This is a genomic window from Lonsdalea quercina, from assembly GCF_900107885.1.
Classification (GTDB): domain Bacteria; phylum Pseudomonadota; class Gammaproteobacteria; order Enterobacterales; family Enterobacteriaceae; genus Lonsdalea; species Lonsdalea quercina.
In genome coordinates this window covers 186,655-204,230 of sequence record NZ_FNQS01000005.1, presented here as the reverse complement: position 1 = coordinate 204,230, position 17,576 = coordinate 186,655, and the positions used below count along the sequence as shown (strand labels likewise).

The following is a 17,576-nucleotide window of genomic DNA, read 5'->3' as shown; positions in this document are numbered from 1 at the left end:
GATAACGGCGACCTTTATTCGGAGAGGGGGGGCGCGAAGACGGGAGGAACGACCGTCAAGCGGTTTGGCGATGCAGATTCAAGGCCAGCTGTCGCTGCGTTTGAGCGATAGCCTCGCGCAGCAATTGTCGGTCATGGTGATGTGGAACGTCAGCCGCCGCCAGCGGTTGCTGCACCACCAGGCGATCCGTCAGGGACGTGGTGTTCATCTGCGGAGCCAGGATGACGGCGTCGATCATCCGGCGGCCGACTTTGCTCTCAATCATCTCAATTTGATGCGATACCGTGAGCTGCGAGGCCGCCGGACTGAGTTCTTGATCCAGATTGGCGATATACACCATCGGCGCGTTGCTGTGGTGAAGCGCGGCGGTCAGATCCTCCAGCAGCAGCAAAGGCATCAGGCTGGTCAGGAAACTGCCGGGGCCGATGAGCAGCAAATCGGCGTTGGCGATGGCGTCCACCGCTTCACGCGTGGTGGTGACGGCGGGAAACAGGCGCAGGTCCTGCGGCAACGTCGCCAACTGGTCGACGGCGACCTCGCCGTACACCGGCAGCCCTTGCGCGTCCGTCGCCAGCAGGTCGGCCGACTGTTCGGACATCGGGATGAGTTCGGCGTCAATCTGGAGCAGGTTGCGGATGAGATTGATCGCCTCCAGCGGCCGAACGCTGAGATTATCCAGCGCCTTAAGCATCAGATTACCCAGGTTGTGGCCAGCCAGTTCGCCGCTGCCGCCGAAGCGGTATTCGAACATCGCGGAGGCCGTGCTGGGCGTGGTGATGAGCTGATTGAGACAGTTGCGGGTATCGCCCCAGGCGATACCGCCTTCGGAGCGGCGGATGCGTCCGGTCGAGCCGCCGTTATCGGTGGTGGTGACAATGCCGGTCAGGCGCGAGCCGAGAAAAGAGAGCGATGACATGACGCGTCCCAGACCGTGCCCCCCTCCCAAAGCCACCACGCGCTGGAGGTCGGTCAACGTGAGATTACGCATAGATGCCTCACCCAATTAAATTAAATAAAAAACGTAGCGGATATATATCACACTGCCCGTCAGTCGCGCATCACACACGAGGAAAATGGGGCAGAAAAAGGCAAGCGGGCGGCGTTACGCATGCGTCGCCGCCCGACATCGGCAGCAAGTCGGGCAAGCAACGAGGGGGAGATTCCGACCGGTCAGGCCACATCGTCGAAATCGGGTGAAATCCCGCTATATACAAATATATACATCGCATTTTCAGTGACTATTCGCCAATAGTAGCGATAGACTCTATGCTGAAATCACGGTTTTTCTGACGCCTCACTCATAGCGGCAGCGAAACCCAAACTCCTAGCCTGAATGCCTACGTTATGCTCGGTCGCGTAATAGGGCGTTCAGGCCGTGGCCCGCTCGGCCACCAGGGTGCGCGGTAGAAATGCCCGCATCTCCCGTATTTGGAAAGGTGTTTATGGTGAATCAACTGACCGACGCATTTGCGCGCAAGTTCTATTACCTGCGCCTGTCGATTACGGACGTCTGCAATTTTCGTTGCACCTACTGCCTGCCCGATGGATACCGCCCCCAGGGCGCGCCGCCGCCTCGCTTTCTGTCGCTGGATGAAATCCGCCGCGTCAGTCGGGCGTTCGCCGCAATGGGGACGGAAAAGGTGCGGCTGACGGGGGGCGAACCTTCGCTACGCCGTGATTTTATCGACATCATCGCGGCGGTGCGGGAAAACCCGTCGATCCGAACGCTCGCCATGACCACCAACGGCTATCGGCTCGCGCGTGAGGCGGCGCGTTGGCGCGAAGCCGGTCTGAGCCACATCAACGTCAGCGTAGATAGCCTCGACGCACGACAATTTCACGCCATTACCGGACAGGATAAGTTCCGCGAGGTCATGGCGGGCATCGACGCCGCGTTTGCCGCAGGCTTCCCCAAGGTCAAAATCAACACGGTGCTGATGCGGGACGTCAACGACGGCAGCCTGAACACCTTTCTGAATTGGATTAAGCCCCGCCCGATACAACTGCGTTTCATCGAGCTGATGGAAACCGGTGAAGGGCGTGACCTGTTCCGCCGTCACCACGTCTCCGGCCAGACGATCCGCGATCGCCTCTTGCAACAAGGCTGGCAGCCGCAGGCGCGTCAGCGCAGCGACGGGCCTGCCCAGACGTTCGCCCACCCTGACTATCAGGGGGAAGTGGGACTGATCATGCCGTATGAGAAAAACTTTTGTCAGAGTTGCAACCGGCTGCGCGTATCGGCGATAGGCAACCTTCATCTGTGCCTGTTTGGCGAACAGGGGATCCCGCTGCGGGATTTACTGACGGACGACAGCCAGCTGGCGGCGCTGCAAGACCGCATTTCGGGCGGCCTGAGGCTGAAAAAAGAGACGCATTTTCTGCATGAAGGCGACAGCGGCATCACGCCCAATTTATCTTTTATCGGCGGATGAGACCGTGTTGAACCAAGAAGTAAGGAGTGAGTATGAGTAAGCCCAGTCAAGAATTTATCCCGCTGCAAATTGCGGTGATGACCGTGTCTTCGCGTCGGACCGAAGCCGACGATACCTCCGGCGACTATTTGCGCGAAGCCGCACTGGAAGCGGGGCACCACATCGTCGCCAGCGCCATCGTGCCGGAAAATCTGTATCAGGTCCGCGCCCGGGTTGCTGACTGGATCGCCAGCGAGAACGTGCAGGTGGTGCTGATTAACGGCGGCACCGGGTTTACCGAGGGCGATAAAGTGCCGGAGGCCATCAGCGTACTGTTTGACCGCGAAATGGCCGGGTTCGGCGAGCTGTTCCGCATGGTGTCGTATGAAGACATCGGAACCGCGACGGTGCAGTCGCGCGCGCTGGCGGGGCTGGCTAACGGCACCGTGATTTTTGCGATGCCCGGATCTACTCGCGCCTGCCGCACCGCTTGGGAACGCGTGATTCAGGAGCAGTTGGATGCGCGCCAGAAGCCCTGCAATGTCCACCCACATCTGAAAAAATAGCTATCATCATGACGCAACTGACGCACATAAATGCCGCGGGCGAAGCGGCAATGGTGGATGTCTCCGCCAAGGCAGACACGGTGCGCGAAGCGCGCGCTGAAGCTTTTGTAGAAATGGCTCCTGAAACGCTGGCCATGATTATCGAAGGCCGCCATCACAAGGGCGATGTGTTCGCTACGGCGCGCATCGCCGGTATTCAGGCGGCGAAACGGACCTGGGACCTGATCCCGCTGTGTCACCCTCTGCTGCTGACCAACGTGGCGGTAGAGCTGGAAGCGCAGCCGGCGCACCATCGCGTGCGCATCGCGTCGCTGTGCCGTCTTACTGGCAAGACCGGCGTGGAGATGGAAGCCCTGACGGCCGCCTCCGTGGCGGCGCTCACCATTTACGATATGTGTAAGGCGGTGCAGAAAGACATGGTTATCGGCCCCGTCCGGCTGCTGGCGAAAAGCGGCGGTAAATCCGGCGACTTTCGGGCGGAGGACGCATGATCACGGTCCTGTTTTTCGCTCAGGTACGGGAGCAGGTGGGGAGGGAGCGCGAGACGCTGCCAGCGACCTTCCCAACGGTTTCCGCGCTGCGGCAGGCGTTGTGCGCACGCGGTGACCGCTGGGCGTTGGCGCTGGAAGACGGCAAGCTGCTGGCGGCGGTGAATCAGACGCTGGTGGCGATGGACCATCCGTTGCGTGACGGCGACGAGGTCGCTTTTTTCCCGCCGGTGACAGGGGGATGAAAATGGAAGCTACCCGCATTCGGGTCGGAGAAGCGGCATTCAGCGTGGGCGACGAGTATGCTTGGCTGGCCGCCTGTGATGAGGACGGCGCGGTCGTCACTTTCACCGGCAAGGTGCGCAACCATAATCTGGGCGAGAACGTGAGCGCCCTGACCCTGGAACATTACCCCGGCATGACTGAAAAAGCGCTGGCGGAGATCGTCGAGGAAGCGCGTGAACGCTGGCCGCTGCAACGCATCAGCGTCGTTCATCGCATCGGCGCGCTCTATCCCGGCGATGAAATCGTGTTCGTGGGCGTGACGGGCGCGCACCGGGGGGCGGCATTCGACGCCGCTGAGTTCATCATGGACCTGCTGAAAACCCGTGCGCCGTTCTGGAAGCGTGAGTCAACGGACGAGGGCGAGCGGTGGGTAGCCTCGCGGGACAGCGATCGTCTGGCCGCCAAGCGCTGGATGCGGTGACAAGCCCTCATCGGCGATAGGAGACTGGGCGGTTGCGCGCCGATTTTGTGGTAAACTTTAGGTCGGAGGGCAATTATTTGCCTGGGATCGTTTACTCAACACAAAGGAAGCTTCATGGATCGATATCCGCGTTCCAATGACTCGATTGTTCAGCGTGCCGGCACCGGCATGCAGACCTATATGGCGCAGGTTTATGGTTGGATGACCTGCGGCCTGCTGCTGACGGCGTTTGTCGCCTGGTATGCGGCGAATACGCCCGCCGTGCTGAATCTGGTTTTCTCCAGTCAGATCACTTTTTACGGACTGATTATCGCGCAGCTGGGTCTGGTCTTCGTGATTTCCGGCATGGTGAACCGTCTTAGCGGAACGGTGGCGACGGGTCTGTTCATGCTCTACTCGGCGCTGACCGGATTAACGCTATCCAGCATCTTTATCGTCTACAGCGGCGGCTCTATCGCCAGCACCTTCGTCATCAGCGCGGGAATGTTCGGTGCGATGAGTCTCTACGGCTATGTGACCAAACGTGACCTGAGCGGTCTCGGCAGCATTCTGTTCATGGGGCTTATCGGCATCCTGCTGGCAACGTTGGTCAACTTCTGGCTGAAAAGCGATGCGCTGACGCGCGCTGTCACTTACATCGGCGTGATCGTGTTCGTCGGGCTGACTGCCTACGACACGCAGAAGCTGAAAAATATCGGCGAGCAGCTGTCCCCTGATGACAAAGACGGCTTCCGTAAATACTCGATTGTCGGCGCGCTGACGCTGTATCTGGACTTCATTAACCTGTTCCTGATGATGCTGCGTCTGCTGGGCAACCGCCGCTAATCGCACGGCACGGCGAATGAAACGAAAACAGGGAGCTTAAGCTCCCTGTTTTTTGTGCTGAAGCTTGAGGTCGCGTTACCGCTTAGCGCGTTTCTTCCGGCAGCGTCGCCAGCGCTTGCAGGTTCTTCGTCCGCAGTTTTCTGGCGCGGCCTTCCAACCACAGGTAAGGGCCGAGCGCGACGATCAGCGGGGCAATGTAGTAGAGCGCCCGATAGGCCAGCAGCGCGGCGATAATCTCCCCGTGAGTGAACGGCCTGCCCGCCAACAGCGCCAGAAATATCGCTTCCAGCACGCCAATGCCCGCGGGGACATTGGCGACCAGACAGGCAATGCTGGCGATCAGCAGGACGCCGAAAACCATAATAAAATCGGCTTTTTGCCCCAGCAGCAGCCAGATAATCCCGCCCATAATCAGCCAGTTCAGCGACGAAACCAGCAGTTGCAGGAAGGCCATTTTCAGCGACGGCAGCGAGAACTTCATGCCGCGAAACGACAGACGACGACGGTGAGAAAAGGCGCATGACCACAGATAGCCTACGATCACGAGCAGCAGCGTGTAGCCGATCAGACGGAGGGCGACGTCGCCAATCACCCAGTTCCCCGGCATATGCAACGGGCCGAAGGCGAATACGCCGCCCGCGAGCAGGATATAACCCAGCCAGTTGGTGGCGATGCTGAGGGAAAACATTTTCGTGATAGTGCTGCTCTTCAGCCCCAGCCGGGAATAGAGCCGGAAGCGCATTCCTACGCCGCCGACCCACGCGCCAAGCGTGAAATTGAACGCATAGCAAATCATGGATACCAGCAGCACCTGCAGGCGGGGAAGCGGGTGGCGGCAGTAGGCGCGCCCAAGCAGGTCGTAAACGCCGTACAGCAGGTAGCTTATTGCCACCAGACCAGTGATGAGATAGACCACCTGACGGTTGTAGGCCAGGATCGCATGCAGCACCTCTGTCCAATCCACGTTCTGCGCAAAGCTGACCAGCAGCACGACTACCGCAATGAGAAACAGCGCGGCGATACTCTTCTTGAGTAGCGTTTTCTTTTTGCGGCGACTGACCTTCATGATCGCGTGATCTCCTGTTGGGTGGGTAATTCCTTTGTCGTCGCCTCGGTCGGCGACGTCTCTTCCGGGCTGAGCAATTTGAGTCGCGGCGTATGCGCAGGCAACCAGCCTATCCATGCCGGAAAGTGGCGCAAAAAGTGGAACACCAGCACGTTCTGTATCAGGCGCCAGTAAGACCGTTTAGGCAACTGGTCTGCCTCGATGCGCAGGGAGTCGTGCGTCATCAGCTCTTGCAGGTGTTCTCGCAGCTGTCGGTTAAAGGCCCGATCATGAATTATCAGATTGGCCTCCAGATTCAAGGCCAAACTCAGTGGATCCAGATTGCTGGAGCCGACGGTGGTCCACTTATCGTCCTGCAACGCGATTTTGCCGTGTAACGGACGGCGGCGATATTCGTAGATCTCCACGCCGGCGCGCAACAGGTAGTGGTATAGCATGCGAGCGCCGACCAGGACGATCGGCATATCGGGCTGTCCCTGCACGATGAGGCGCACGCGCACGCCGCGGCGTGCGGCTTTACGCATCGATCGCAGCAGACGATAGCCGGGAAAAAAGTAGGCGTTGGCGATCACGACCTCACGTTTGGCCTGACGCAGCATCGAGAGATAGTGTTTTTCGATGTCATCGCGGTGGGAGGCGTTGTCGCGATAGACGAACAGCGCCTGCGCGTCGCCCGGATTGCGGTTGCGGACGGGGCGTCGGAAGCGGTTTCGCCACCAGCGTTTCGGCGGCTCTTCATGCACCAAAACATCCATTACATAGCGATAGATGTCTTGCACCACCGGTCCGCGGACTTTGACGGCGTAGTCCTGCTTGGCTTCCGGACCGGCATAGGTCATGTGGTCCTCGGCGAAATTGATGCCGCCGACCCAGGCAGCCGCGCCATCGACCACAACGATTTTACGGTGCAGGCGACGAAATACATTGGTGCGCATGCCGAGCAGTCGCGGACGAGGGTCGTAGAAGCGGACTTGGACGCCCGCCGCAATCATCGGCGCCAGAAAGTCGGCGGACAGATCGTGCGAGCCAAATCCGTCCGCCAGAACATCCACGCTGACGCCCCGCTGCGCGGCCTCGGCCAGCACGTCGCGCAGCTCGGTGCCGATCTCATCCTCGAACCAGATGAAGGTTTCCAATATCACGTGGCGCTGGGCCTGGCGAATAGCGGAAAAAACGCTGGGGTAGAAAGCGTCGCCGTTGATCAGCAGCTCGAACTGATTGTCATCACGCCATGTCGCTTTCATCCATTTATCTCCTGGTAGAGCTGGAAGGCAAACCGTCGAGAGCGGGAGCTTGCCCGTGACAAAGTATAGACTTTGGCATAGACGACGTGCCCAGATCCATCCTAAATTCAGTAGGATCGGACGGTTTCCGGCGTGTCGTCAGGTGTCGGGAAGGCGGCGATAATCCAACCGTCCGACGCGGGGGAGGTCCGGTGCGGCAAACAGGGAAAATGGCGCTGAGAGCGCGGGTGGAGATAGCGTTAATGAACAAAAAACACGGCGGGCGGCCGGTTTTCCTCCTCAAAGTGTGATGCAGGTAGAAAAATCCCTTATAGTCATCATTTCCTGATACAATCATTGGCAGTTATGCACCGTAGTTTGTGCCCATTCATCTGGGTTAGCGCATCGCGTACGCACACCGAACGTCGCGCCGAAACCCATCTTGTTATCGCCCTGGAAACTACGCCGACGTTTGTCCGGTCAGGGTCGATCTGGAGTTGTTCTCAATATGTCTTTTGAATCTCTCGGCCTGAGCGCCGATATTTTACGTGCCGTGGAAGAGCAGGGTTATCGTGAGCCGACGCCGGTACAGAGTCAGGCAATCCCGTTGGTATTAGCCGGCCGCGACCTGATGGCCAGCGCTCAGACCGGTACGGGCAAGACGGCAGGCTTTACGTTGCCGCTGCTGCAGATGCTCAGCACGAAACCCACGTCGAAAGGACGTCGCCCGGTTCGTGCGCTGATTTTGACGCCGACCCGTGAACTGGCGGCGCAGATTGGCGAAAACGTCCAGTCTTATAGCAAGTACCTGAGCCTACGTTCGCTGGTCGTGTTCGGCGGTGTCAGCATCAACCCGCAAATGATGAAACTGCGCGGCGGCGTGGACATTCTGGTGGCGACCCCGGGTCGACTGCTGGATCTGGAACACCAGAATGCGGTAGACCTGTCTCAGGTCGAGGTTCTGGTGCTGGACGAAGCCGACCGTATGCTGGATATGGGCTTCATCCACGACATTCGTCGCGTGCTGTCGAAATTGCCGACCCGACGTCAGAACCTGATGTTCTCCGCCACCTTCTCTGATGACATCAAGGGGTTGGCCAACTCCCTGCTGAACAACCCGGCCTCTGTGGAGGTGGTGCGTCGCAACACGCCGTCAGAACTGGTGACGCAGCATGTGCATATGGTCGACAAAAAACGCAAACGCGAACTGTTGTCTCAGTTGATTGGTCAGAACGACTGGCGTCAGGTGCTGGTCTTCACCCGCACCAAACACGGGGCCAACCATCTGGCTGAACAGCTGGAAAAAGACGGCATCACCGCAGCGGCGATCCACGGTAATAAGAGCCAGGGCGCACGCACCCGTGCGCTGGCTAACTTCAAAGACGGTTCCATTCGTGTGCTGGTCGCGACCGATATCGCGGCGCGTGGTCTGGATATCGACCATCTGCCGCACGTCGTCAACTATGAGCTGCCGAACGTGCCGGAAGATTACGTTCACCGTATCGGTCGTACCGGGCGTGCCGCCTCTACCGGTGAAGCGCTGTCGCTGGTCTGCGTGGACGAACACAAACTGCTGCGCGATATCGAACGCCTGCTGAAGCGTGAGATCCCGCGTATGGCTGTTCCGGGCTATGAGCCGGACCCGACTATCAAGGCCGATCCGATTCAGAATGGTCGTCAGGGCGGCCGGGGCGGTCGTCCGTCGTCGGCTCCGCGTGGCGGCGGCGGTGCTCGTCAGGGGAACCACCGCGGCGGCGCAGGTGAGGGCGGACGCCCTGCTCGTCAGGGCGCGCCTCGCTCCGGCGGCGCGCGTGACGGTCAGGCTCGTCGCGCTCGTCCGAGTCACAAACCGGCGTCCAAGGCCTAGTTTGTGTGACAGGCGGCCCTCCGGGTCGCCTGTACGTTCGCGCGTCTGTTCAATGCGCCGGGCGGGACGTCAGCGTCGTTTTACGGCGTGGACGATAAAATATCACCGCATCACCCGCCAGAATCAATACCAGACCGATCGCTGCATTCACTCGCCACTCATACCCGTCGAATATCGTCGAAAGCGATAGCGCCACCAGCGGGAACAACAGCGTGGCATACGCCCTGACTCGCGCCGATACGCCCCACCAGCAGGAAATAGGCCCCGAAGCCGATGACCGAGCCGACGACGGCCAGATAGCCCAGCGATCCCAGATAGCGCGCTGTCGATTCTGGCGTGAAGTCGTAGCCCATTATCCCGCCGACTATCCCCACGGCTAACGCGCCGTAGCACGTGCCCCAGCCGTTAGCCGCCGAAGCCGGGCTGGGCGAGTTTCACTTTGCGCGCATGTTTCGTCACGGCGAGGGAATGGCGCCGCATCAGTTTGTGATGCGGAGCGTCTCGAGCGTGCGCAGCGTCTGGTTCGCGATACCGCGCTGGCGTGCGGGTTCAGTTCCCCCAGCCGCTTCAGCTAATGCTTCGGGGCCGCGTACGGCGTCACACCTTCCGTGATGCAGCAATGAGGCTGAGGGTGATAGCGGGTGAGGGACTGCGTTTTCCGTTGCGTTGTCTTGTCCGCTGACAGTACCATTGCGGGCCGAATTGATCTGAGCTGAATGATATCTATGCGCGTGCTGCTGGCCCCGATGGAAGGGGTGTTGGACTCTCTGGTCCGCGAACTCCTGACTGAAGTGAATGACTACGACCTGTGTATTACGGAATTCCTGCGCGTGGTCGATCAACGGCTGCCGGTTAAATCCTTTTATCGCCTGTGTCCTGAACTGCAACATGCCAGCCGCACGCCGTCAGGTACGCGGGTGCGCGTTCAGCTACTGGGGCAGTATCCGCAGTGGCTGGCCGAAAATGCGGCTCGTGCGGTGGAGCTAGGCTCCTACGGCGTCGATCTGAATTGCGGCTGTCCGTCGAAGCTGGTGAACGGCAGCGGCGGCGGAGCCACGTTGCTCAAAGATCCGGAACTGATTTATCAGGGCGTCAAAGCGATGCGCGCCGCGGTGCCGGAGACGATGCCGGTGACGGCGAAAGTCCGGCTGGGCTGGGCGTCGGATAGCCACCGCTTCGAAATCGCCGATGCGGTGCAGCAGGCGGGGGCCACTGAACTGGCGGTGCACGGGCGCACCAAAGAGGACGGCTATCGGGCGGAACGCATCAACTGGGACGCGATTGGCGAAATCCGCCAGCGGCTGTCCATCCCGGTGATCGCCAACGGCGAAATCTGGGATTATGCCAGCGCGCAGGCCTGCATGCAGGCAACGGGATGCGACGCGGTGATGCTGGGCCGCGGAGCATTGAACGTACCGAACCTGAGTCGGGTGATCAAATATAACGAACCCCGCATGCCGTGGCCGGACGTGGTTCGGCTCCTGCAAAAATACGTGCGACTGGAGAAGCAGGGCGATACCGGCATGTATCATGTCGCGCGGATTAAACAGTGGCTTGGCTACCTGCGCAAAGAGTACGACGAAGCCGCCGGACTGTTTGCCGAAGTCCGCGCGCTGACGTCCTCCGTCGCCATCGCTCGCGTTATCGATGCCGCACACTAATCTTTTCTAACCTGTCAGCGAGTCTTTTCAACCCCGTTGTAAGGTGTTTCCCCAAAGATGACCTAAATTCGCTTTTTCTCGTGATAGGCGTTCTACCTAGATCGTTATATCCAGACGTCATTAGCGCAAAGTCAGACTTTTGTTGATAATAGCCGCGATATTCATAGCGCGTACAAATGCGCCATCACAGCAGCCTGTCTCCATGCCTTATTCGGCGCGGAGGTCAGCGCCGCTTTTTTTCGTCGATGTTTAGCTTGCAATAAGGCGTTTGAGGTTAAATACCGCTGTTATTCATGGCAATGCCGCAATGAACAAATTAACTAAAAAACACGTTTCTTTCTGGGAATGATTTTCTAGCCAGGATTGCCTGTAACGGAGGAAGCCAGTGATTGAACATTTCAGAGGAAAATATGAGGTTGCGTTAAAGTTCAGTATTCAGGATATTGCCGCGTTTCGAGAACGGTTATTTAGCCACCATCCTGAGTCTTTCGTGTTTGAAAATAAAGAAAGCGATATCTATTACGATACGGCGGAACAATCATTAAGTCGTAGAAATATCAGCATGTTATTACGAAGTATGGTGCCGTCGGGCATCAAGCTGTGGATTGTCAGGGGGCCGCGTACCGGCTGCAGCGAGACGGTTAACGTAGAGTCGTTTGAACGCACGGACAGTATGCTGAAAACACTGGGATTTCAGCAGGTATTCGAAGTGAATAAAACACGGAGTATTTATTTTTTAGATACTTTTCAAATCACGTTGGATTATATCGAGTCGCTGGGGCATTACGTCGGAATATCCTGCATGACGGAGAACGAATTGGATTTAGATCGTCTGGGCGAGAAATGTCAGGATTGTGCGCTAAGGTTGGGATTGCAGTTGGATAATATTGAATATCGCTCTTATCGCCAATTATTGGGGCATTAGTTCATCAAAGTGAAAGCGCGCTGCTCTCATTCGAGCAGCGCGAAGTCTTTTGCCCCTCTGTCCACATGTCTGCCAGCATAAAGAGAAGTACCAGACGTATCAGGAAGTGGGTTCGTCGCCGTAATACAGTTTTCCGATGCGGATAATATCCCGGCCCTGTGATTTACGGTGTTTATTGGCATCGCGCAGCGAATAAATGCAGCCGCAATACTCCTGCTGGTAAAAGCGCTCCTGCTTACTGATTTCGACCATGCGCGCCGAACCGCCCTGTTTGCGCCAGTTGTAATCCCAGTACACCACGTCAGGGTATTTCTGCGCTGCGTTGATGCCGCACTGGTTGACCTGTTGCATGTTTTTCCAGCGGGAGATGCCGAGTGAGCTGCTGATGGCGCGGAAGCCGTTTTCATGCGCGTACAGCGCCGCGCGTTCAAAGCGCATATCAAAACACATCGTGCAGCGTTCGCCGCGTTCCGGTTCCCACTCCATGCCTTTCGCACGTTCAAACCAGTTATCCGCATCGTAGTCGGCGTCAACGAAGGGCACGCCGTGTTTTTCGGCGAAGCGGATGTTTTCCTCTTTGCGGATCAGGTACTCCCGCTGAGGATGAATGTTCGGGTTGTAGAAAAAGATGGTGTAATCAATGCCGGAAGCGCTCAATGCCTCCATCACTTCGCCGGAGCAGGGGGCGCAGCAGGAGTGAAGCAGTAGCTTATCCGCCTCATTGGGCAGCTCCAGTTTCGGGCGTTGAAAGGTTTTGACGGGGTGCGCATTGGACATAAAGCAATCCACTAATAATGAGAAGAAATTAACCTTATTGAGATAAATTATTAACTATCGCAATAACAATTACAATCGATCGTCAGCGACGATCTCGGGCGAAAAATGAAGATGTCGCCGGGGCGACGTTTAGCCGGGCATGATGTTATCGGGATGCGTCCGGGCATGCCAGCGTAATCTGCCTCTGAATACGGCGAACTGCCGCGCGCGGCCTGTCAAACTTTGTCACAAAGCTTTTACCGCTGTCCGGATGCGCAGGGTGAGGGCCGACACTATAATGCCCGGGTCGTCCCAACCTTTTCCGCCAAGTCAATTTATAAGCTACTGAATAATGAATAAAAAAATACAGCTTTCACTGTTAAGTCTGGTGCTGATGTCCGCATCGGTCTGGGTCGCCTCGCCGGTGGCGGCCAAAACGGTCGTCGCGTCATCGGCCGCTTCGCATCAGGAGATCGCCTCCGGCAGCGCGATGGTGGTCGATTTACTGAATAACAAGGTGTTGTATTCGAGCAACCCGGACGTCGTCGTGCCCATCGCGTCCGTCAGCAAACTCATGACGGCGCTGGTGGTGCTGGACGCCAATCAGCCGCTCGACGAAATGCTGACGGTGGATATCAGTCAAACGAAAGAGATGCAGGGGGTCTATTCCCGCGTGCGTCTCGGCAGCAAAGCGAGCCGTCATGACCTGCTGCTGTTGGCGCTGATGTCTTCCGAAAACCGGGCGGCCGCCACGCTAGCCCATCATTACCGCGGCGGTTATCAGGCGTTCATTACCGCAATGAATGCTAAAGCCCGCTCGCTGGGTATGATGCATACCTACTATGTAGAACCCACCGGGCTGTCTACGGAAAATGTGTCTACGGCGCGAGATCTGACCAAGCTGTTGGTAGCCAGCCGACAGTATCCGATGCTCAGTCAACTGAGCATCACGCATGAGAAAATGGTGCCCTTCGCCAACCCGGCCTACACGCTGCCGTTCCGTAATACCAACCATCTGGTCTTCCGTCGGGACTGGAACATCCAACTGACCAAAACCGGTTTTACGGATGAGGCGGGTCACTGTCTGGTGATGAGGACGGTCATCAATCAACGGCCTGTCGCGCTGGTGGTACTGGATGCTTACGGCAAATATACCCACTTCGCCGATGCCAACCGGCTGCGCAACTGGCTGGAGAGCGGCAAGATCAGTCCTGTGCCGCCCGCCGCGTTGAGCTATAAGAAACAGAAGGCGATTGCACAAAATTCGTCACAGCGTTCCTCAACGAACATCGCGCTGACGTCGGCGAAGAAGGAGTAGTCGTCGTCGCCTCATGGTCGTCGTACTCAGTCGGCCTTGCGCTCGTCCTGCTCTAGCTTGCCGTATTCCGCCCATGTCGATTCGTGCTGCGGCTCCCGCCACGGTTCCAGCCGGGCCTGTTCCTGCCACTCCTGCAGGGCTGGCAGACTTAACAGGGTCGCGTAGTACTGCTTTGCCAGCGGCGTTAGCGGCAGGCCATAGGTCTGGACGCGAAAGATCACCGGCGCGTAAAACGCATCGACGGCGCTGAACTGCGCTCCGGCCAGGAACGGTCCTTTGAACCGGGTCAATCCCTCTTCCCACAACTGATTCAATCGCTCAATGTCGCGTTGCAGCGCTGGCGTGAACTCATGCAGTTTGACGCGAATGCCGCAGTTCATCCCGCACACTTCGCGCAGGGTGGAAAATCCTGAATGCATTTCCGCCGAGGCGCACCGCGCCCATGCCCGAGCGGCGGCGTCTTCTGGCCATACGCCTTCATGCCGTTCCGCCAAATATTCCACGATCGCCAGAGAATCCCAAACGGTCGGCGCGCCATCGACGAGACAGGGCACTTTGCCCGATGGAGAAAAGGTCTTGAAAGCGGGCTGAGTGATGCCGGGGGAGAAAGGCACCAGCGTTTCCTCAAACGGAATATCCAGCGCTTGCAACAGCACCCAAGGGCGTAGCGACCATGACGAGTAGTTTTTATTGGCGATATACAGCTGATACATGACGGAACCTCACTAGCAGATAGCATTCGGGTATAGGGTGTCACGGGTGGAAAATCACTATGCCTTACGACCGCTGACAACACAACGCGCCAATTTTGCTGTGCGCGGTATCAGGCCAGTATCACCTGTTGGCAGCTCGCCTGCAGGGCGGAAAAGTCCCGGTTGAACTCGGCCGCGGCATCAGTCACCACCTTATCGATTTGCGACATCGGCGCATAGACCACACGGCTGACGACTCCGATTTTGGTGTGATCGGCCAGCAGGATGGAGGTCTTGGCATAGTCGATCATCGCGCTGGCGATGGCCGCCTCGGTGTGGGAGAAGCTGCTGGCGCCGGCGGCGCTGGAAATGCCGACGGGCGACATCAGGGCGACGTCTGCCCGGTAGCGACGCAGCTCGTTGGCCGTTTGCGCCCCGTTGGTGGCTTGAATGGCGGACTCTACGTGGCCGCCAAGTAGAATCACGTCGTGCAGCAGACGGTCCTCGGCTTCCTGCGCGGTCAGCTTGAGCGCGACGTTCAGGCTGTTGGTGATGATAGTCATCCCCGGCATGGACAGCAGTTCGTCCGCGAGCAGCGTGGTGGTGCTTCCCGCATCGACAAAAATGGTTTGTCCCGGTTGAAGTTGCTGCACCGCGGCGCGGGCTATCGCCTGTTTCTCTTTCTCTTGTACCGTGCGGCGTATCGATAACGGCGGTTCCGGCTCGGGACCGGTGGCGACGATCCCTCCGTGTACGCGTCGCAGCATTCCCCGGGCTTCGAGTTTAAGAATGTCCCGCCGTACCGTTTCGCGCGAAACGCCGAGATGTTGAATAATTTGCTCTGTACTGACCTGGTTTAACGTCGACAGTAATGCACGGATACGGTGCAACCGCGTTTCTTCTAACATGAGATTCTTTTCCTGAGAGTAATGCACCTACTGATGGTGTTGACAATGGGCGGAGAGCTTCCGCCATTGCGCCGGATAAACCGTACTGAACCTCGGAATGAAGCGCGGACCCGGCGGCCGCACAATATCACTCAAGGCGCGTTTTGCACTCCCTTATGACAGGGGCCTTGCGGCCTTCTGCGGGCTTTCAAAGGCGCAATGAGGAGTTTATCAAATTGGGTTGTGCATTTTTGTGCATATTTATGGATTTCGTACGACGGATACGCGGCGTAACGCCCCTGTGTATCAATCATATAGCCATAGATAATTCTATATGTTGATCCTGACTTAGGAAAAAGCACAAATCAAGCGTAGTTTTCCTCTGCCAAGAAGGCATAAATGCAAGACGCGGTAAGTTGCCGCTGTGAATTCGAGGGCACCAGAATAGTGCATATTTTTGCATTTGTGTAATTTATTGCTTTTGGTATACAGTGGTCTCTACCGGATCGTTCAGTGCGGCTCTCCTGCGGGCGGCGTAGACCTGATCCACAGCTCATTTCTCAGGGGGAGTCTTTATGGCGACACGTTCAACCATCATGGATACCAACAGCTTTCGAGCGGAACACGCCGACGCGCTGAGTCAGGATATCCGCCAACTTACCGATAAACGCAGCAAAGTGCTCGGTGAATCCTACCGCCTGTTCTACCGCAATCCGGTGCATCTGGTGCGCGGCGAGGGCCAGTACCTATGGGACGCGAGCGGCAAACAGTATCTGGATGTCTACAACAACGTCGCCAGCATCGGTCATTGTCATCCCGCCGTGATCGACGCGGTGCAACAGCAGATGAGCCAGCTCAATACCCATACCCGCTATCTGCACGAACGCATTCTGGATTACACCGAAGATCTGCTGACCACCTTGCCGCCTGAGATCACCAAAGCCATGTACATGTGTACCGGCTCCGAGGCCAACGATCTGGCGATCCGCGTGGCGCGCGCTTACAGCGGCGGCACCGGCATCATTGTCAGTCAGGAGGCGTACCACGGCACCAGCGACCTGACCTCGGGCGCGTCTCCCGCGCTCGGCAGCGGACAGCCCCTGGCAGCCACCACGCGCCTTGTGCCTGCGCCGGACAGATACCGGGTGGCAGCGCCGGATCTCGGCGTCTGGTTCGCCAACGAGATTCAAAAACAGATCGATGACATGGCCGCGCATGGCATCAAATTTGCGGGCTTTCTGGCCGACTCCATCTTTTCATCGGACGGCGTATTGCCGGACCCGGTCGGTTTCCTTCAGCCGGCCATCGACGTCGTGCATGCCAACAGCGGTATTTTTATCGCGGATGAAGTCCAACCGGGTTTCGCCCGGACCGGCGACACGTTCTGGGGGTTCGCGCGTCACGGCATCGTGCCGGATATTGTGACCATGGGGAAACCGATGGGGAACGGCATTCCTGTCTCGGGGCTGTTTGCGAAGGCTGATGTGCTGGCCGCCTTCAGCGACGAGATCCCGTATTTCAATACCTTCGGGGGCAATCCGGTGTCGATGGCCGCCGCGCAGGCGGTGCTGAAAGTGATTCGCGACGAAGGGTTGCAGGAGCACAGTAGAACCGTCGGCGCGCTTCTCAAGCAGGAGCTGGCTGCCTTGGCGCAGCGTCACGAGTGCGTCGGCGACGTACGCGGCGCGGGGCTGTTCATCGGCTTTGAACTGGTCAGCGATCGGGAGAAGAAAGCGGCGGATAAGCCGCTGGCGCTGGCGGTGATTGAACACCTGCGGGAAGCGCGGGTGCTGACCTCGGTCGCCGGGCCGTACGGCAACGTCCTCAAGCTGCGTCCGCCGCTGGCATTCCAGACGCAGGACATTGACTGGCTGGTGGGGGCGCTGGACCTGGCGCTGACGCGCGCCCGTCGTTAACCTCACGCGATTTTCATTTTCAGCTTGTCGCCCGGCTTTGGTTGGGCGACACACTTTCTTACCTTCTCCCCGTACCTGCTTTCCCGGTTATTACACGTTGTTTTTTCAGGTAAATTTTCCTATTTATCCTACAACCCGATAAAATTTCGTATTGAAATCCACTATCATTAAGCGCGGAAAAACCGCATTGTCCGCAAGGTAGCTAGGTTGGAACATCGCCTCTGGTCGTTCGGGAGGAAAAGCCGATGACTCCTCTGTCCCCAACTGTA

The 17,576-nt window shown here is 58.0% G+C and carries 17 protein-coding genes, 2 pseudogenes and 1 riboswitch; of the genes and pseudogenes, 12 read left to right on the top strand and 7 right to left on the bottom strand.

Annotated features, from left to right (window positions below; all coding sequences use genetic code 11):
* Window positions 1-55: 55 nt before the first annotated feature.
* Entirely contained in the window at window positions 56-988 is a 933-nt protein-coding gene (locus tag BLU64_RS09140) for a gluconeogenesis factor YvcK family protein (RefSeq protein ID WP_026743342.1), read from the bottom strand.
* Between the two features lie 324 nt (window positions 989-1,312).
* Window positions 1,313-1,455: riboswitch (molybdenum cofactor riboswitch) on the top strand.
* Between BLU64_RS09140 and moaA the strand changes: the two genes are divergently transcribed.
* The 6 genes from moaA to BLU64_RS09110 all read left to right on the top strand — a co-directional run bounded on the left by moaA (window position 1,443) and on the right by BLU64_RS09110 (window position 4,996).
* Complete coding sequence (moaA, locus tag BLU64_RS09135; RefSeq protein WP_026743343.1) at window positions 1,443-2,432, top strand: GTP 3',8-cyclase MoaA; 990 nt, start codon at window positions 1,443-1,445, stop codon at window positions 2,430-2,432. (Overlaps the previous riboswitch by 13 nt.)
* A 32-nt stretch (window positions 2,433-2,464) precedes the next feature.
* Window positions 2,465-2,977, top strand: a complete 513-nt coding sequence (moaB, locus tag BLU64_RS09130; RefSeq protein ID WP_026743344.1) for a molybdenum cofactor biosynthesis protein B — start codon at window positions 2,465-2,467, stop codon at window positions 2,975-2,977.
* An 8-nt stretch (window positions 2,978-2,985) separates the two neighbouring features.
* Complete coding sequence (moaC, locus tag BLU64_RS09125) at window positions 2,986-3,468, top strand: cyclic pyranopterin monophosphate synthase MoaC (protein WP_074728440.1); 483 nt, start codon at window positions 2,986-2,988, stop codon at window positions 3,466-3,468.
* The gene (gene moaD, locus BLU64_RS09120) at window positions 3,465-3,710 is read left to right on the top strand and encodes a molybdopterin synthase sulfur carrier subunit (RefSeq protein ID WP_026743346.1); all 246 of its coding nucleotides are present in this window, start codon (window positions 3,465-3,467) and stop codon (window positions 3,708-3,710) included. The genes moaC and moaD overlap by 4 nt, the downstream gene beginning before the upstream one ends.
* A 2-nt stretch (window positions 3,711-3,712) precedes the next feature.
* Complete coding sequence (gene moaE, locus BLU64_RS09115) at window positions 3,713-4,171, top strand: molybdopterin synthase catalytic subunit MoaE (RefSeq protein ID WP_026743347.1); 459 nt, start codon at window positions 3,713-3,715, stop codon at window positions 4,169-4,171.
* 114 nt (window positions 4,172-4,285) lie between these two features.
* A complete protein-coding gene (locus tag BLU64_RS09110) occupies window positions 4,286-4,996 on the top strand; it encodes a Bax inhibitor-1/YccA family protein (RefSeq protein ID WP_026743348.1) in 711 nt (236 codons plus the stop codon).
* 82 nt (window positions 4,997-5,078) lie between these two features.
* Here the strand turns inward: BLU64_RS09110 and BLU64_RS09105 are convergent, their stop codons facing one another.
* On the bottom strand, window positions 5,079-6,062 hold the full coding sequence (locus tag BLU64_RS09105; RefSeq protein ID WP_026743349.1) for a lysylphosphatidylglycerol synthase domain-containing protein: 984 nt from the start codon (window positions 6,060-6,062) through the stop codon (window positions 5,079-5,081).
* A complete protein-coding gene (gene clsB / locus BLU64_RS09100; RefSeq protein WP_026743350.1) occupies window positions 6,059-7,306 on the bottom strand; it encodes a cardiolipin synthase ClsB in 1,248 nt (415 codons plus the stop codon). Before clsB ends, BLU64_RS09105 begins: the two co-directional genes overlap by 4 nt.
* 487 nt (window positions 7,307-7,793) lie before the next feature.
* Here clsB and rhlE point away from each other — a divergent pair, with 487 nt between their 5' ends.
* On the top strand, window positions 7,794-9,152 hold the full coding sequence (gene rhlE, locus BLU64_RS09095) for an ATP-dependent RNA helicase RhlE (RefSeq protein WP_026743351.1): 1,359 nt from the start codon (window positions 7,794-7,796) through the stop codon (window positions 9,150-9,152).
* A 49-nt stretch (window positions 9,153-9,201) separates the two neighbouring features.
* Here rhlE and BLU64_RS09090 read toward each other — a convergent pair.
* Window positions 9,202-9,559 (bottom strand): annotated as a pseudogene (locus tag BLU64_RS09090) (EamA family transporter); the annotation flags it as partial.
* Here BLU64_RS09090 and BLU64_RS17625 point away from each other — a divergent pair.
* From BLU64_RS17625 to cyaB, 3 genes and pseudogenes are all read left to right on the top strand, one after another.
* Window positions 9,558-9,727 (top strand): annotated as a pseudogene (locus BLU64_RS17625) (helix-turn-helix domain-containing protein); the annotation flags it as partial. The pseudogenes BLU64_RS09090 and BLU64_RS17625 overlap by 2 nt on opposite strands.
* A gap of 150 nt (window positions 9,728-9,877) precedes the next feature.
* Window positions 9,878-10,813, top strand: a complete 936-nt coding sequence (gene dusC / locus BLU64_RS09085) for a tRNA dihydrouridine(16) synthase DusC (protein ID WP_026743353.1) — start codon at window positions 9,878-9,880, stop codon at window positions 10,811-10,813.
* A gap of 385 nt (window positions 10,814-11,198) precedes the next feature.
* Entirely contained in the window at window positions 11,199-11,738 is a 540-nt protein-coding gene (cyaB, locus tag BLU64_RS09080) for a class IV adenylate cyclase (RefSeq protein WP_026743354.1), read from the top strand.
* Between the two features lie 99 nt (window positions 11,739-11,837).
* Here cyaB and BLU64_RS09075 read toward each other — a convergent pair whose 3' ends face one another.
* The gene (locus BLU64_RS09075; RefSeq protein ID WP_026743355.1) at window positions 11,838-12,515 is read right to left on the bottom strand and encodes an epoxyqueuosine reductase QueH; all 678 of its coding nucleotides are present in this window, start codon (window positions 12,513-12,515) and stop codon (window positions 11,838-11,840) included.
* A 331-nt stretch (window positions 12,516-12,846) separates the two neighbouring features.
* On the opposite strand from BLU64_RS09075, the gene pbpG reads away from it, so the two are divergent.
* Entirely contained in the window at window positions 12,847-13,812 is a 966-nt protein-coding gene (gene pbpG / locus BLU64_RS09070) for a D-alanyl-D-alanine endopeptidase (RefSeq protein ID WP_026743356.1), read from the top strand.
* Window positions 13,813-13,838: 26 nt separating this feature from the next.
* On the opposite strand, the gene BLU64_RS09065 is transcribed toward pbpG, so the two are convergent.
* The gene (locus tag BLU64_RS09065; protein WP_026743357.1) at window positions 13,839-14,525 is read right to left on the bottom strand and encodes a glutathione S-transferase family protein; all 687 of its coding nucleotides are present in this window, start codon (window positions 14,523-14,525) and stop codon (window positions 13,839-13,841) included.
* Window positions 14,526-14,635: 110 nt separating this feature from the next.
* On the bottom strand, window positions 14,636-15,412 hold the full coding sequence (locus BLU64_RS09060) for a DeoR/GlpR family DNA-binding transcription regulator (protein WP_074728438.1): 777 nt from the start codon (window positions 15,410-15,412) through the stop codon (window positions 14,636-14,638).
* 554 nt (window positions 15,413-15,966) lie between these two features.
* Here BLU64_RS09060 and BLU64_RS09055 point away from each other — a divergent pair.
* Window positions 15,967-17,307, top strand: a complete 1,341-nt coding sequence (locus BLU64_RS09055) for an aspartate aminotransferase family protein (protein WP_074728436.1) — start codon at window positions 15,967-15,969, stop codon at window positions 17,305-17,307.
* The last annotated feature ends 269 nt before the right edge of the window (window positions 17,308-17,576 follow it).